This is a genomic window from Bailinhaonella thermotolerans (assembly GCF_003594875.1).
Lineage (GTDB): Bacteria > Actinomycetota > Actinomycetes > Streptosporangiales > Streptosporangiaceae > Bailinhaonella > Bailinhaonella thermotolerans.
This window is the reverse complement of record NZ_QZEY01000004.1, coordinates 492,265-507,359: the sequence shown is the minus strand read 5'-3', so window position 1 is coordinate 507,359 and position 15,095 is coordinate 492,265. Positions and strand designations below refer to the sequence as shown.

11 protein-coding genes are annotated in these 15,095 nt (G+C 73.4%); 1 reads left to right on the top strand and 10 read right to left on the bottom strand.

Annotated features, from left to right (window positions below):
- Entirely contained in the window at positions 1 to 1,041 is a 1,041-nt protein-coding gene (locus D5H75_RS14745; RefSeq protein WP_119926986.1) for a polyprenyl synthetase family protein, read from the bottom strand.
- A 300-nt stretch (positions 1,042 to 1,341) separates the two neighbouring features.
- Here D5H75_RS14745 and D5H75_RS14740 point away from each other — a divergent pair, with 300 nt between their 5' ends.
- Entirely contained in the window at positions 1,342 to 3,264 is a 1,923-nt protein-coding gene (locus D5H75_RS14740) for a S8 family serine peptidase (protein WP_119926985.1), read from the top strand.
- A gap of 114 nt (positions 3,265 to 3,378) precedes the next feature.
- On the opposite strand, the gene araA is transcribed toward D5H75_RS14740, so the two are convergent.
- The 9 genes from araA to D5H75_RS14695 all read right to left on the bottom strand — a co-directional run bounded on the left by araA (position 3,379) and on the right by D5H75_RS14695 (position 14,848).
- Positions 3,379 to 4,842 (bottom strand): L-arabinose isomerase, encoded by a 1,464-nt coding sequence (araA, locus tag D5H75_RS14735; protein WP_119926984.1) that lies wholly within the window; start codon positions 4,840 to 4,842, stop codon positions 3,379 to 3,381.
- Entirely contained in the window at positions 4,839 to 5,498 is a 660-nt protein-coding gene (locus D5H75_RS14730; protein WP_119926983.1) for an L-ribulose-5-phosphate 4-epimerase, read from the bottom strand. Before D5H75_RS14730 ends, araA begins: the two co-directional genes overlap by 4 nt.
- Entirely contained in the window at positions 5,495 to 7,150 is a 1,656-nt protein-coding gene (araB, locus tag D5H75_RS14725; RefSeq protein WP_119926982.1) for a ribulokinase, read from the bottom strand. The genes D5H75_RS14730 and araB overlap by 4 nt, the downstream gene beginning before the upstream one ends.
- Positions 7,151 to 7,292: 142 nt before the next feature.
- The gene (yjfF, locus tag D5H75_RS14720) at positions 7,293 to 8,288 is read right to left on the bottom strand and encodes a galactofuranose ABC transporter, permease protein YjfF (RefSeq protein WP_119926981.1); all 996 of its coding nucleotides are present in this window, start codon (positions 8,286 to 8,288) and stop codon (positions 7,293 to 7,295) included.
- Entirely contained in the window at positions 8,285 to 9,334 is a 1,050-nt protein-coding gene (locus D5H75_RS14715) for an ABC transporter permease (RefSeq protein ID WP_119926980.1), read from the bottom strand. The genes yjfF and D5H75_RS14715 overlap by 4 nt, the downstream gene beginning before the upstream one ends.
- The gene (locus D5H75_RS14710) at positions 9,331 to 10,842 is read right to left on the bottom strand and encodes a sugar ABC transporter ATP-binding protein (RefSeq protein ID WP_119926979.1); all 1,512 of its coding nucleotides are present in this window, start codon (positions 10,840 to 10,842) and stop codon (positions 9,331 to 9,333) included. The genes D5H75_RS14715 and D5H75_RS14710 overlap by 4 nt, the downstream gene beginning before the upstream one ends.
- Before the next feature lie 260 nt (positions 10,843 to 11,102).
- A complete protein-coding gene (locus D5H75_RS14705; RefSeq protein ID WP_202638146.1) occupies positions 11,103 to 12,098 on the bottom strand; it encodes an ABC transporter substrate-binding protein in 996 nt (331 codons plus the stop codon).
- Positions 12,099 to 12,186: 88 nt separating this feature from the next.
- Positions 12,187 to 13,167, bottom strand: a complete 981-nt coding sequence (locus D5H75_RS14700; protein ID WP_119926978.1) for a LacI family DNA-binding transcriptional regulator — start codon at positions 13,165 to 13,167, stop codon at positions 12,187 to 12,189.
- A gap of 649 nt (positions 13,168 to 13,816) precedes the next feature.
- Positions 13,817 to 14,848, bottom strand: coding sequence for a LacI family DNA-binding transcriptional regulator (locus tag D5H75_RS14695; protein WP_119926977.1), 1,032 nt, complete (start codon positions 14,846 to 14,848; stop codon positions 13,817 to 13,819).
- Between the last annotated feature and the right edge of the window lie 247 nt (positions 14,849 to 15,095).

Below are 15,095 nucleotides of genomic sequence, written 5' to 3'. Positions count from 1 at the left end.
TCAGTGATCCCTCCGGATGATGAGATGGGCGATGGCCCGCAGGTCCGCCGCCGCGCGGGGGTCGGGACGGGCCCGCCCCAGGCACTCCAGCGCGGCCGCGAGGTGACGGTCGGCCTGCCGCCTGGCCCAGGAGCGGGCGCCCGCGGCCTCGACCAGGCTGGCGACCCGCTCGGGGTCGCGCGGCCGGTCCGAGCCCGCGTAGACGCGGGCGAGCTTCTCCCCGGCGGGGGTGCCGGAGGACAGCGCGGCCACGACGGGCAGGGACTTCTTGCGGGCGGTCAGGTCGCTGTAGACGGGCTTGCCGGTGATCCGGGGGTCTCCCCAGATGCCGAGCAGGTCGTCCACGAGCTGGTACGCGAGGCCCAGGTGCTCGCCGAACTCGCTCAGCGCGGCGGCCCGGTCGCGCTCCGCCCCCGCGGCGAGCGCGCCCAGTTCGCAGGCGCAGCCGAGCAGCGCGCCGGTCTTGCCCGCCTCCATCGCCAGGCATTCGGCGAGGGTGACGTCGGCGCGTTCGGCGAACTCCAGGTCGGCGCTCTGCCCGCCGCACAGCCGCAGCAGGGCGCCGGTGAGCACCCGGACCTCGGCGGCCGACCCGGCGAGCACGTCGAGCGCCAGGCTGACCAGGGCGTCCCCGGCCAGCACCGCGCGCCCGACGCCGAAGACGGCCCAGGCCGAGGGGCGATGTCTTCGCACCGGGTCGCCGTCCATGACGTCGTCGTGCAGCAGTGAGAAGTCGTGCACCAGCTCCACCGCGACCGCCGCCGGCACCGCCGCCGCCGGCAGGTCCCCCGCGATCGCGCGGGCGCAGGCGAGCACGAGCGCGGGCCGTACGGCCTTGCCCGTGTTGTCCTGGGGGCGCCCGTCGGCGTCCCACCAGCCCGCGTGATAGCCGGCGACGTGCCGCACCTCCTCCGGCAGCCGCCCGAGGGCGGCGCGGTGGGCGGGCTCGACGACGCGCCGGGTCTCGGCGAGGACGTCGGTGACGGTGCGGCGGGTCCCCGTGTCGCGGTCGTCCGCCGTGGTCCCGGTCGGGCCGTGCATGATCACCTCATCTGGCTGCGGCGTGGGAGGGGTCAAGGCGACGCCGCAGTTTGCCTACCCAGCGTAATCATGCTTAACCCTGAGTGTTTTCGCTGGTCAAGCCTGCGGAGATTGCACCGGCAAGCCGGGCGGACCCCGTAAAGACCGGGATTGCGCGCGGGCCCGGACCGGGCGGAACGGGGCGTTCCTCCGCGCATCTGAGTAGGCCCTACTCATGCGGGCCCGCGATTCCGGCTGGTCTGCTGAGGCCAGGCCGAGGGCGTCAGCCGCGCGGCACCGAGGAGGGCGGAGGGCCAGCCGATGTACATCGAGACCACCGACATCTACCCGGACATGGACCCGCGCCTCCAGCGCGCGCTCGACCGGCGCGAGCGCGGCGACACCACGGTCGCCACCGCCTCGAGCGAGGAGGACGAGATCGGCGTGCTGGCCCTGGTGGACGACGTGGACCGCTTCGCCGACCGCGACGGCGTACGGCTCGGCGCCGTCATCGGCGAGGTGGACGGGCGCCTCCTGGTCACCGCCCGCGTCCCGCTGTCCCGGGTCGAGGAGGTCCGCCGCGCCCCCGGCGTGCGCAGCATGAAGTGCGCGCAGCCGCTGCGGCCCACCCTCCAGGCCACCGTCCCGGAGATCCGCGCCGACCGCGCCTCCGCTCCCCCCGGCTCCCTCGCCGGCGGCGGCGCGGGCGTGCTCGTCGGCGTCGTGGACACCGGCCTGGACTTCGCCCACCGCAACTTCCGCCGGGCCGACGGCTCCACCCGCGTCGTCGCCATCTGGGACCAGAGCGGCGCGTCCACCCCCGGCAGCCCCTTCGGGTACGGCCGCAGGCACGGCGCGGCCGACATCGACCGCGCGCTGGGCCAGGCCGACCCCTACGAGGCGCTGGGGTACGGCCCCGTCCCCGACCAGCCCGGCCGGCCCAAGGGCACGCACGGCACCCACGTGTGCGACATCGCGGCGGGCAACGGCCTCGGCTCGGGCGTGGCGGGCGTGGCGCCGGAGGCCGACATCGCCTTCGCCGAGCCCGCGGTCTCCGACGTCGCCTGGCAGGGGCAGGAGGTCGTGGGCCAGTTCTTCGGCGACTCGGTGCAACTGCTGGAGGCCGTGCGCTTCCTGTTCAACGAGGCGGGCGAGCGGCCCTGCGTGGTCAACATCAGCCTGGGCACGCACGGCGGCCCGCACGACGGCTCCAGCCTGGCCGAGCGCGGCATCGACGCGATGATCGCCGAGCGGCCCGGCCGCGCGGTGGTGATCTCGGCGGGCAACTCCTTCGAGCGCGGGGTCCACGCCGCCGGCACGGTCCCGCCGGGAGGCCGCGCGGACGTGCGGGTGGCGGTCCCCGAACTGCTGACCGCCCAGTGCGAGGTCGAGCTCTGGTACGCCGGGGGCGACGTCTTCCGCGCCGAGCTGATCAGCCCCGGCGGCGACGTGCTGGGCCCGGTCGCGCTCGGCTCGAACGCCCGCGTGCGCGCGGACGACGGGACCACCCTGCTGTTCGTGAGCCACCGCGCGAACGACCCGGGCAACGGCGACAACGTGCTCGGGCTGTTCCTGGACGAGCGGGTCCCGCCCGGGGTGTGGACGGTGCGCCTGCACGGCGAGCGGGTCGTGTCCGGCGGGTACCACGCCTGGATCGAGCGCAACGACAGCTCTCAGGCGTCCTTCGCCGGGGAGCCCAGGGACGACAGCCACACCATCGGGTCCATCTCCTGCGGCCGCCTCGCCCTGGCCGTCGGCTCGTACGACGCGCACGTGCCGGGCCGCCCGCTGTCCCGCTTCACCGCTTCCGGCCCGACCCGTGACGGCCGCGCCAAGCCCGAGCTCAGCGCCCCCGGCCACGACGTCTTCGCGGCCCACTCCCGCACCGGCACCGGGGTGGTCCGCAAGTCCGGCACCAGCATGGCGGCCCCGGCCGTGGCGGGCCTGGCCGCGCTGGTGCTCGCCGAGGCCCGCGCCCGCGGCGTGTCCCTCCCGGCCGGCGCCCTGCGGAGCGTCCTGACCGAGACGGCCCGCGTGGACCCGCCGCCCGTGGTGTGGGACCCCCGGTACGGCCACGGGCGGGCCGACGCGGCCGAGTGCCTGCGCGCGGTCCGCGAGCTCTCCCCCGCCGGGGAGCCGTCCGGGCCCGGGTGCCCGCAGCCCGGCGGCGGCCAGACCGGGCTCGGGACGTCCGGCGTGGAGGCCACCGGGCTCAGGACCGGCCTGGAGACGACCGGCCTCTGACCTCGGCGGGCCCCGGCACGGCCGGCGCCGGCCCGGCGGGCCTCCGGTCCCGGTGGACGGCGTGGCCGGGCCCCCTTCCCCGGGGGTGCCCGGGGAAGGGGGCCCGGCGGCCGGTCAGAAGCCCTGGGCGAGGCGGTAGTACGCCTGGTTCCAGCGCATCTCCTTGGCGAAGCGCGCCGTGGTCGTGTCGGCGTCGATCACCAGCAGCTCCACGCCCAGCATCTCGGCGAGGTCCGTCAGCTCCTCGGTGCCGACGGCGCTGGACAGCACCGTGTGGTGGGGCGCGCCGGCCGTCAGCCAGGACTCGGCCGAGGTCGGCAGGTCGGGGCGGGGCCGCCAGACCGCGCGGGCCACCGGGAGGCGGGGCAGCGGGTGGGGCGGCGTGACGACGTCGATCTCGTTGGCGACCAGGCGGAAGCGGTCGCCCAGGTCGGCCAGGCCGACGACGACGGCGGGGCCGGGCTCGGCGTCGAAGACCAGGCGGACCGGGTCCTCGCGCCCGCCGATGGACAGCGGGTGGATCTCGCAGGACGGCGTGCCGGCCGCGATGGACGGGCACACCTCCAGCATGTGGGCGCCCAGCACGAGCTGCTCGCCCGGCACCAGGTGGTAGGTGTAGTCCTCCATGAACGAGGTGCCCCCGCCGGGCGCCATCGCCTTCAGCGCGCGCAGCAGGACGGCGGTCTTCCAGTCGCCCTCGCCGCCGAAGCCGTACCCCTCGCCCATCAGGCGCTGCACGGCCAGGCCGGGGAGCTGCCGCAGCCCGCCCAGGTCCTCGAAGCTGGTGGTGAAGGCCGTGAACCCGCCGTCCCCGAGGAAGGCGCGCAGCCCCAGCTCGATGCGGGCGGCGTAGCGCAGGGACTCGTGCCGGTCCCCGCCCGCGCGCAGCTCCGGCGCGACCCGGTAGAGGTCCTCGTACTCCTTCACGAGCGTCGTGACCTCGGCGTCGGCGGCGTCGTCCACGGCCGCCACCAGGTCGTTCACGCCGTAGGTGTTGACCGAGACGCCGAAGCGGAGCTGCGCCTCGACCTTGTCCCCCTCGGTCACCGCGACGTCGCGCATGTTGTCGCCGAAGCGGGCCAGCCGCATCGTGCGCATCTCGGCGAACCCGGCGGCCGCCCGCGTCCACGCCTCGACCCGCGCCCCGACCGAGGGGTCGGAGACGTGGCCCATGACGGTCTTGCGCGGCACCCCGAGCCGGGTCTGGATGTGGCCGAACTCGCGATCGCCGTGCGCGGCCTGGTTCAGGTTCATGAAGTCCATGTCGATGGTGCTCCACGGCAGCTCCGCGTCGGCCTGCGTGTGCAGGTGCAGCAGCGGCTTGCGCAGCGCGTCCAGCCCGGCGATCCACATCTTGGCCGGGGAGAACGTGTGCATCCAGGCGATCACGCCCGCGCAGTCGTCGTCGGCGTTCGCCGCGAGGAACACCCGCCGGATGGCCGCGGCGTCCGTCAGCACCGGCTTCCACTCCACCTCGATCGGCAGCGCCGCGGCGATCCGCCGGGACTGCTCGGCCACCTGGCGCAGCGTGTCCTCGCCGTACAGGCCCTGGCTGCCCGTCAGAAACCACACCCTCATCGCGAGCTCCTCTGCCCGTAAACGTTCTGATAGCGGTCGTACAAGCTGTCCACGTCGGCCTGGGCGATCGGGACCGGCTCACCGAGCTGGCGGGCGACGTGCACGGTGCGCGCCACGTCCTCGCACATCACCGCGGCCTTGACCGCGGCCTTCGGCGAGGCGCCGATGCTGAACACCCCGTGGTTGCGCATGAGCACGGCGGGCGAGCGGTGCCCGGCCAGGGTCTCGACCACGCCCCGGCCGATGTCGTCGCCGCCGATCAGGGCGAACGGGCCCACCGGGATCTCGCCGCCGAACTCGTCGGCCATCGCGGTGAGCACGCACGGGATCGCCTCGCCGCGCGCCGCCCACGCCGAGGCGTACGTCGAGTGGGTGTGGACGACCCCGTTCACCTCGGGCATGTGGCGGTAGACGTACGCGTGCGCGGCGGTGTCGCTGGAGGGGGCCAGGCCCTCCTCGACGGGCTTGCCGTCCAGGTCGCACACCACCATCGACTCGGGCGTCAGGTCGTCGTAGGAGACGCCGCTGGGCTTGATGACGAAGAGGTCGCCGCCGGGCAGCCGCCCGGAGACGTTGCCGGCGGTCCACGCCACCAGGTTGTTCCTGACCAGCTCCGCGTGGAGATCGCAGACGGTCCTCCGCAACTGCTCGATCATGCGCTCGCCTCGTTCCTGATCGCGTCGCCCCTGACGGCGTCGTTCCTGATCGCGCGGAGGCGGTGCAGCAGGCCGCCGTCCGCGAAGTGGTCGTGCAGCCGGCGGTACTCGGCGTACAGCCGGTCGTAGGCGTCGGCCCGGTCCCGGTCGGGCGTGAACGCGGCCGGGACCCGCGAGCCCATGGCCGCGGCGGCGGCCGTGATGTCGGGGTAGGCCCCGGCGGCGACGGCGGCGTGGATGGCGGACCCGAGCGCGGGCCCCTGCTCGGAGCCGATCGCCGACAGCGGCCTGCGCAGCACGTCGGCGTACACCTGCATGAGGAACCGGTTCTTCAGCAGGCCCCCGGCCACGACGAACTCCTCCACCGGCACCCCGGCCGCCTCGAACGCCTCGACGATCACGCGGGCGCCGAACGCGGTCGCCTCGATGAGCGCCCGGTAGACGTCCTCGGGCCGGGTGGCGAGGGTCTGCCCCGCGATCACCCCGGAGAGGTCGTGGTCCACCAGCACGGACCGGTTGCCGTTGTGCCAGTCGAGGGCGACCAGGCCGTGCTCGCCCACCTTCTGCCGCTCGGCCAGCGAGGTGAGGTACTCGTGCACGCCCATCCCGCGCTCGGCCGCCGCCCGGGCGTACCCGGCGGGCACGGAGGTCTCGACGAACCACCCGAAGATGTCGCCCACGCCCGACTGGCCCGCCTCGTATCCCCACAGGCCGGGCACGATGCCGTCGCGCACCACCCCGCACATGCCCGGCACCTCGGCGAGCCGGTCCGACGGCATCACGTGGCACGTCGAGGTGCCCATGATCGCCACCATCTGGCCGGGCCGTACGGCGTCCGCGGCGGCGGCCGTGACGTGCGCGTCCACGTTGCCGACGGCGACGGCGATCCCCTCGGGCAGCCCGGTCCACCTCGCGGCCTCGGCCGTGAGCCGCCCGGCCAGGCCGCCGAGCGGGGCCAGGTCGTGCCCGAGCTTGCCGGTGAAGTCCGCGAATCCGGGGTCGAGCGCGGCGGCGAACTCCTTCGAGGGGTAGGCCCCGTCCTGGTGGATGCCCTTGTACCCGGCGGTGCAGACGTTGCGGGTCTCCACGCCCGTCAGCCGCCAGACGATCCAGTCCGCGGCCTCGATCCAGCGCTCCGCCGCGGCGTACGTCGCGGGGTCCTCGGTGAGCACCTGCAGGCCCTTGGCCCACTCCCACTCCGAGGAGATCTTGCCGCCGTAACGGGCGAGCCAGGGCTCGCCGCGCTCGGCGGCCAGCTCGTTGATCCGGTCGGCGTGCCGCTGCGCCGCGTGGTGCTTCCACAGCTTGGGCCAGGCGTGCGGCCGGTCGGGGTACGGCTCGCAGAGCGGGGTGCCGTCCGCGGTGACGGGCATGACCGTGCAGGCGGTGAAGTCGGTGCCGATCCCGATCACGTCGGCCGGGTCCACCCCGGCGGCCGCCAGCGCCTCGGGAACGGCGGTCCGCAGCACGTCGATCCAGTCGGCGGGCGACTGCAGCGCCCAGTCGGGCCCCAGCTCGGGCCCGCCGCCGGGCAGCCGCTCGTCGATCACGCCGTGGGCGTACTCGTGCACGGCGGCGCCCACCTCGGCGCCGTCGCCGACCCTCACCACCAGCGCGCGGCCGGACAGGGTGCCGAAATCCACGCCGACCACGTATCTGTTAGCGCTCACATCAACTCCATGCGGAAATCTCGGGGGTACGGCCGCGCCGCCGCACGGCGACGCGGGCCATGGGGGCCGGCCACTCCACGCCCGGCCCCAGCGGGCCGGGCCGCACCGTGTCCGGCCGCGGGGGCTACCGCCTGCGGGCGGTGATGAGGCGCTGCAGCAGGATGAAGACGAACAGCAGCAGGCCGATCACGATCCGGGTCCACCAGGGGCTCAGGGTGCCCTCGAAGCTGATGACCGTCTGGATCAGCCCGAGCACGAGCACGCCGAGCACCGTGCCCAGCAGGTAGCCCGAGCCTCCCGTGAGCAGCGTGCCGCCGATGACCACCGCGGCGATCGCGTCCAGCTCCATGCCGACGGCGTGCATGCCGTACCCGGACAGCATGTAGAACGACATCAGCACGCCGCCCAGCGCCGAGCAGAACCCGCTGATCCCGTAGACGGCGATCTTCGTGCGGGCCAGCGGGAGGCCCATCAGGAGGGCCGACTGCTCGCCGCCGCCCACGGCGTACACGTTGCGGCCGAGCCGGGTGTAGTGCAGCACGTAGGCCGCGACGGCCACCACGACGGCGGCGATCAGCACGCTGGGCGAGATCCACAGGTCGGCGAACAGGTCGATCCGGGTCTGCGCGAACGCGGTGAACGTCGGCTGCTCGATGGGGATCGACTCGGTGCCGATCGTGTAGCTCAGGCCGCGGGCCAGGAACATGCCGCCCAGGGTCACGATGAACGGCTGGATCTCGAAGTAGTGGATGATCGCGCCCATCCCCGTGCCGAGCAGGGTGCCGATCAGCAGCACCAGGCCGATCACCGGCGGGGACGGCCAGCCGTCCTTGAGCAGGGTGGCCGCGATCATCGTGGACAGCGCCACGACCGACCCCACCGACAGGTCGATGCCGCCGGCGAGGATCACGAACGTCATGCCCACGGCGACGACGAGCAGGAACGCGTTGTCGATGAAGACGTTCAGCACGATCTGGCCGGTGGCGAAGCCCTCGTAGCGGACCCCGCCCGCCGCGAACATCGCGACGAAGAGGGCGGCCGTGACGAGCACCGGCACGAACTTCTGGGGGATCCTGACGGGGGCCTTCAGGCGGCCGCCCGCGGTGCTCTCGACGCTCATGCCGGCACCCCGACCTTCTTCTCCTCGGCCGCCGGACGGCCGGCCGGCGGCGCGGCGCGGCGGCGGAACACCTTGGCGCGGAACGCCTGCGACTGGAGCAGGCAGACGATGGTCACGACGAGCGCCTTGAACAGCAGCGTGGTCTCCGGCGGCACCCCGATCGAGTAGATCGTGGTGGTCAGCGTCTGGATGATCAGCGCGCCGAGCACGGTCCCGGCGAGCGAGAACCGGCCCCCGGACAGGGAGGTGCCGCCGATGACGACGGCGAGGATGGCGTCCAGCTCGATCCACAGGCCGGCGTTGTTGCCGTCGGCGCTGGACACGTTCGAGCTGATCATCAGCCCGGCGATCCCGGCGCAGAGCCCGGCGAACGTGTAGACCATGATCAGTACGCCCCGGGAACGGATGCCCGCGAGCCGGCTCGCCTCGGCGTTGCCGCCGACGGCCTCGATGAGCAGGCCGAGCGCCAGGCGCCGGGTGAGGAACGCGGTCAGCGTCAGCACCGCCGCGACGATGATGATCCCGAACGGCAGTGTCAGCCAGTAGCCGCCGCCGATGAGCTTGTACGGCGCGCTGTTGACCGTGATGATCTGGCCGTCGGTGATGAGCTGGGCCAGGCCGCGCCCGGCCACCATGAGGATGAGCGTGGCGATGATCGGCTGGATGCCGATGGCCGACACCAGCAGGCCGTTCCAGACGCCGAGGGCCAGCGACAGCGCGAGCGCGACGGCCACCGCCGCGAGCACGCCGCCGACCGAGCCCTGGTCGCCGAGGCCGCTGATCTGCAGGCACGCGAGCGCGCCGGAGATCGCCACGACCGAGCCGACGGACAGGTCGATGCCGCCGGTCGCGATGACGAGCGTCATGCCCAGCGCGACCAGGATCAGCGGTGCGCCGAAGCGCAGGATGTCGATCAGGCTGCCGTACAGGTGCCCGTCGCGGATCTGGACGGACAGGAACCCGTCCGTGAAGATCACGTTGACCAGCAGCAGCCCGGCGAGCACGGCCGCCGGCCACACGAGCCGGTGGCGGAGCAGGGCGCTCATGAGCGTCCTCCCTTCGCGATCGCCTCCATGAGGGCGTCGGTCGTCAGCGCCTCGTCGTTGGGCAGCTCCGCCACCAGGCGGCGGTCGCGCAGCACCTCGACCTTGTGGCTGAGCCGCAGCACCTCCTCCAGCTCGGCGGAGACGTACAGCACGGCCATGCCGCCGTCGGACAGCTCGGCGACCAGGCGCTGGATCTCGGCCTTGGCGCCGACGTCGATGCCGCGGGTGGGCTCGTCCAGGATCAGCAACCTCGGCTCCAGGATCAGCCAGCGGGCCAGCAGCACCTTCTGCTGGTTGCCGCCGCTGAGGTTGCGGATCGGGATCTCCGGGTCGGCCGGGCGGATGCCCAGCGCCTCGACGTACTTGGCGACCAGCTCGTCCTGCGTCCTTCGCGGGATCGGGCGGGTCCAGCCGCGCCGGGCCTGCATCGCCAGCACGAGGTTCTCCCGCACCGACAGGTCGGGGATCAGCCCCTCGGCCCGGCGGTTCTCCGAGCAGAAGGCGACGCCGTGCGCGATCGCGGCGCGCGGGGTGCGCAGCGAGGCGGGGGCACCCTTGATCCTCAGGCTGCCCGAGCCGGCGTGGTCGGCGCCGAACAGCAGCCGGGCCAGCTCGGTGCGGCCCGAGCCGAGCAGCCCGGCCAGGCCCGTCACCTCGCCCTCGCGGATGGTGAGCGAGAACGGCTCGATCGCGCCGGGGCGGCCCAGGCCCTCGGCCTCGATCAGCGGCCCGCCGCTGGGCGCCGGGGGCTTGCCCTCCAGCCGCTCCAGCTCGACGATCTCGCGGCCGATCATCTTGGCCACCAGCTCGACCTGGCTCAGCTCGCTGATGTGGTACTCCCCCACCAGCGCGCCGTTGCGCAGGATCGTCATCCGGTCGGCGATCTCGTAGATCTGGTCGAGGAAGTGCGACACGAACAGGATGGCGATGCCCTGCTCCTTGAGCCGCCGCATCACCCGGAAGAGCTGGGCCACCTCGTCGGCGTCCAGGCTGGAGGTGGGCTCGTCCAGGATCAGCACCCGGGCCTCGACGTCCACCGCCCGCGCGATCGCCACCATCTGCTGCACGGCCAGGGAGTACGCCGACAGCGGGGCGCTGACGTCGATGTCCAGGTCCAGCCCGGCCAGCAGCGCGGCGGCCCTGCGGCGCATCTCCTTCCAGTGGATGCGGCCCAGGCGGCGGGGCTCCCTGCCGATGAAGATGTTCTCCGCGACCGACAGGTTGGCGCAGAGGTTGACCTCCTGGTAGACGGTGCTGATGCCCGCCCGCTGCGCGGCCAGGGGGCCGCTGAAGGCGACCTTCTCCCCCGCCAGCTCGATCTCCCCGGCGTCGATGCCGTACACACCGGTCAGCACCTTGATCAGGGTGGACTTGCCGGCGCCGTTCTCGCCCATCAGGGCGTGCACCTCACCGGGCATCAGCCGGAAGTCGACGCCGTCCAGCGCCCTCACTCCGGGGAACTGCTTGCCGATCCCGGTCATCCGCAGGATCGGCGCGGGTGCGGCCATGCGGCCCCCTCCTCTTCCTCTGGTCGGCGCTGCTCTCATCGGCGCTGTCTTTCTCCGGCGCCGTCCGCTCCGGCGCCGCTCTCATCGGCGCGGGTCCCGTCAGCGCGGGTCCCGTCAGCGCCGTCTCATCAGGGCGGTCCCGTCAGGGCGGGTTCTCGCCGGTGCCACGCGAGGCGCCAGCGAGCCGCCTCGCGCCGCGTCCGGGCCGGTCCCGTGCGGTACGGCTCGCGCGAGCCGTACCGCACGGGGGTCCGGCGGGATCAGTACTGGCGGGTGGGCAGGGCCTGCTTGGCCTGCTCCTGGGTGAAGGTGGTCTCCTCGGTGACCACCCGGGCAGGCACGCTCTCGCCCTTGACGACCTTCTTGGCCAGGTCCATGAGCTGGCCGCCGAGCAGCGGGGAGCACTCGACGATGAAGTTGATCTTGCCGTCGGCCAGGGCCTGCATGCCGTCCCTGACGGCGTCGACCGTGATGATCTTGATGTCCACGCCGGGCTTCTTGCCCGCGCCCTCGATCGCCTCGATGGCGCCGAGCCCCATGTCGTCGTTGTGGGCGTAGAGCACGTCGATGTCCGGGTGCGCCTTGAGGAACGCCTCCATGACCTCCTTGCCCTTGGCCCGGGTGAAGTCGCCGCTCTGCGACGCGATCACCTTGAACTTGGCGTCCTTGCCGATGACCTCGGCGAAGCCGGCCTTGCGGTCGTTGGCGGGCGCCGAGCCCGTGGTGCCCTGCAGCTCGACGATGTTGACCGGGTCCTTGGCGTCCTTGTACTGCTCGACGAGCCAGTTGCCGGCCTTGCGGCCCTCCTCGACGAAGTCCGAGCCCAGGAAGGTCTTGTAGAGGCTGGTGTCCTTGGAGTCCACCGCCCGGTCGGTGAGGATGACCGGGATCTTGGCGTTCTTGGCCTCCTTGAGCACCGTGTCCCAGCCGCTCTCGACGACCGGGGAGAACGCGATGACGTCCACCTTCTGCTGGATGAACGAGCGGATCGCCTTGATCTGGTTCTCCTGCTTCTGCTGCGCGTCGGAGAACTTGAGCTGGATGCCGGCGGCCTTGGCCGACTCCTGCACGGACTTGGTGTTGGCGGTGCGCCAGCCGCTCTCCGCGCCCACCTGGGAGAAGCCCATCGTGATGGTGCCGTCCGCGGCGCTGGCGGAGCCGCCGCCTCCACCGCCGCAGGCCGTCAGCGCCATGGCCGCCACGCCCGCGGCCGCCAGGGCCGAGATCCTCTTGAACGCCGTGATCCTCTTGAACACCGCAGGGGTCCTTTCTCGTAAGCCCCCGAATTGACTGTGAGCGTTAACAGAGCCGCTTGCCCGATCCCCCCGGATCGTCCACGCCCGCTCAGCGCCGTACGGCGCTGCTTCTGACCACCAGTTCCGGCGGCACGACGAGGCGCTCGCCCCCGCGCGCGCCGCCCGCCATCTGCCGGAGCAACAGCTCGATGCTGTGCCTGCCCACGGCTCCGAAGTCCTGCCTGACCGTGGTGAGCGGGGGCGAGAAGTACGCCGACTCCGGGATGTCGTCGAAGCCCACCACGCTGATCCGCTCGGGCACCCGCACGCCGGCCTCCGCCAGCGCCCGCAGCACGCCGAGCGCCATCTGGTCGTTCGCCACGAACACCGCCGTCACGTCCGGTTCGCGGGCGAGCCGCCGCCCGGCCTCGTAGCCGGAGCGGGGACTCCAGTCCCCGGCCAGCGGCTCGGGCGCCTCGCGGCCCGCGGCGGCGAGCGCCGCGCGCCAGCCGCCGACCCGGCCCTCGGCCTCCAGCCAGTCCGGCGGCCCGCTCACGTGCCAGACCGTACGGTGGCCCAGCGCGAGCAGGTGCTCGGTCGCCAGCCGCGCGCCGGTGAACTGGTCCACGCAGACCACCGGCACCTCGCCCGCGTGCCCGCCCTCCACGGCCACCGCCGGCATGCCCGGGGGCAGGTCCTCCAGCGCCGCGGCCGCCGAACGCTGCGGCGCGACCACCACGATCCCGTCCGCGCCGTGGTCGGCGAGGTAGTCGATCGCGTCGCGCACGCCGGCCCGGTCGATGGACTTCAGGCTCACGATGCTGATGAAGTAACCGGCCGCCCTGGCCGCCTGCTCGATCCCGTAGACCGTGCTGGCCGGGCCGTACAGGGTGGTGTCGAAGCTGACCACGCCCAGCATCCGGGAGTGCCGCGTGACGAGGGTGCGGGCGGCCAGGTTCCGGCGGTAGCCGAGCCTGTCGATCGCCTCCATGACCCGGGTCCGGGTCTCGGCGCGGACGTTGGGATGGTCGTTGAGCACCCGCGAGACCGTCTGGTGCGAGACGCCCGCCATCCTTGCCACGTCGGCCATGACGGGGGGCCGATCACGTGTCCGTCGCACGGGTCCTCCTTTCCGGTGACGAACACTGTGAGCGTTAACATCACCTCTCGTCAAGCTCTCGGCAGGTAACGGTCACGTCACGCGAAACGCAGTGTTAACGCTCTCTTGACGCGCGCGACATCCGGTCCTTAACTGGTGAATCGTTCACAGCGCCGCCGGCGACTCCCCCCGACCCCCCGTCGCCGACCCCGGACACACCCGCTCTTGTTAGCGCTAACAACCCTTCCGTGAGGAGCCATGCCCCGTCCCCCGCCCGTGCTCGCCACCCGCGGCCACCCCCGGCCACCCCCGGCCACCCCTGGCCGCCGCCACATGCCCGCCACCACGTGGCCACCGCCGCACGACCGCCACACGCGTGACCCTCACCTCGTGACCGTCACGTCACCCCATGACCCCCGCACCGTGGCGCGACACCGCGTTCCCGGCCCGCGCCCCCAGCCCCTGCCGGGATCTCGCGATTCCGCACCGGCGCCGGCGTCTCCCGCGACCTCGGCCGGTGTCACCGCGGACGCGGAATCGCACGATCACGGCGAGGAACGGAGCAGCGGCCCGGCGAGGCACGAGCACCGCGCGGGCGCAGCGGGAGAAGGGCCGCGCACGGAGGCGGGCGGGCAGGGGGTCAGGACCGGGGTGGGGTGGCGCTCTCCCGGACTATGAGCTCGGGTTCCACGGTGCGGGCGCCGGGGGCCGGGGCGCCGGCGAGGCGGGACAGGAGGAGGTCCACGGCCTGGGCGCCGACCTCGTGGAAGTCCTGGCGGACCGTGGTCAGGGGCGGCCACAGGTAGGCGGCCTCGGGGATGTCGTCGAAGCCCACGACGCTGACGTCCTCGGGGACCCTTCGCCCGGCCTCGCGCAGGGCGCGCAGGAGGCCCAGCGCCATCTGGTCGTTGGCGGCGAAGACCGCGGTGACCGCGGGGTCGGCGGCCAGGCGGCGGCCCGCCCGGTAGCCGGAGCGGGCGGTCCAGTCCCCCGCGAGCGGCTCGGGCGCCTGGCGGCCGGCCGCCTCCAGGGCGGCCTTCCAGCCCTCGGCCCGGCCGCGGGCGTCCACCCAGTCGTCCGGGCCCGTGATGTGCCACACCGTCTCGTGGCCCAGGCTCAGCAGGTGCCGCGTCGCGCGGACGGCCCCGCCGTACTGGTCCACCATGACGACGGGCACGGACGGCGAGTCCCCGGCGTCCACCGCGACGACCGGCAGCTCGGCGGGCAGGTGGTTCAGGCCCTCGGCGGCGGACTCGTGCGGGGCGACGACGATCACGCCGTCCACGGACTGGGCCCGCAGCCGGTCCACGGCGTCCTCGATGGAGAGCCGGTTCAGCGTGTCGAGGCTGGCGATGTTGAGGACGTAGTCGCGCCGCCGGGCCGCCTGCTCGATGGCGTGCAGCGTGGAGGCCGGGCCGTACAGGGTGGTGTCGAAGCTGACCACGCCGAGCGCCCCCGAGCGGCCGGTCACGAGCCGCCGGGCGGCCGAGTTGGGCCGGTAGCCGAGCTTCCTGACGGCCGCGAGGACCCGGGCGCGGGTGTCGGGGTGCACCCGGGCGGGGTCGTTGAGCGCGCGCGACACGGTCATCATCGAGACGCCCGCCAGCGCGGCGACGTCGCTCAGCACCGGCGGCCGCGCCGCCCGCTCCCTGCCCCCGGAGCCTGCCGTCATGTGCCCCTCGCGCCGTCCGCCGATCCGCTGCCGCTCCCGTCGCGCTCAACCCTAAGGCGCGCGGAGCCCGCTCGCATCGATCATGGAGCCGCCCCGCCGCCCCTTCGCGGGCACCGATTCACCTTTACGGGGTTTTCGCTGGTGAAGAGGGGGTTGGAGGTGATTGGCGGCGTCTGACGGGTAGGGGGTGCGCGAGCTTCTTCTGATGTCTCGTGAGCGGGGGGCCCGAAATGACCGACGTTCCTGT

Bases quoted from the DNA above. Each gene is read 5' to 3' on its own strand.
- D5H75_RS14745 (WP_119926986.1), bottom strand. From the start codon at position 1,041: ATGCACGGCCCGACCGGGACCACGGCGGACGACCGCGACACGGGGACC.
- D5H75_RS14740 (WP_119926985.1), top strand. From the start codon at position 1,342: ATGTACATCGAGACCACCGACATCTACCCGGACATGGACCCGCGCCTC.
- araA (WP_119926984.1), bottom strand. From the start codon at position 4,842: ATGAGGGTGTGGTTTCTGACGGGCAGCCAGGGCCTGTACGGCGAGGAC.
- D5H75_RS14730 (WP_119926983.1), bottom strand. From the start codon at position 5,498: ATGATCGAGCAGTTGCGGAGGACCGTCTGCGATCTCCACGCGGAGCTG.
- yjfF (WP_119926981.1), bottom strand. From the start codon at position 8,288: ATGAGCGTCGAGAGCACCGCGGGCGGCCGCCTGAAGGCCCCCGTCAGG.
- D5H75_RS14715 (WP_119926980.1), bottom strand. From the start codon at position 9,334: ATGAGCGCCCTGCTCCGCCACCGGCTCGTGTGGCCGGCGGCCGTGCTC.
- D5H75_RS14710 (WP_119926979.1), bottom strand. From the start codon at position 10,842: ATGGCCGCACCCGCGCCGATCCTGCGGATGACCGGGATCGGCAAGCAG.
- D5H75_RS14700 (WP_119926978.1), bottom strand. From the start codon at position 13,167: ATGGCCGACGTGGCAAGGATGGCGGGCGTCTCGCACCAGACGGTCTCG.
- D5H75_RS14695 (WP_119926977.1), bottom strand. From the start codon at position 14,848: ATGACGGCAGGCTCCGGGGGCAGGGAGCGGGCGGCGCGGCCGCCGGTG.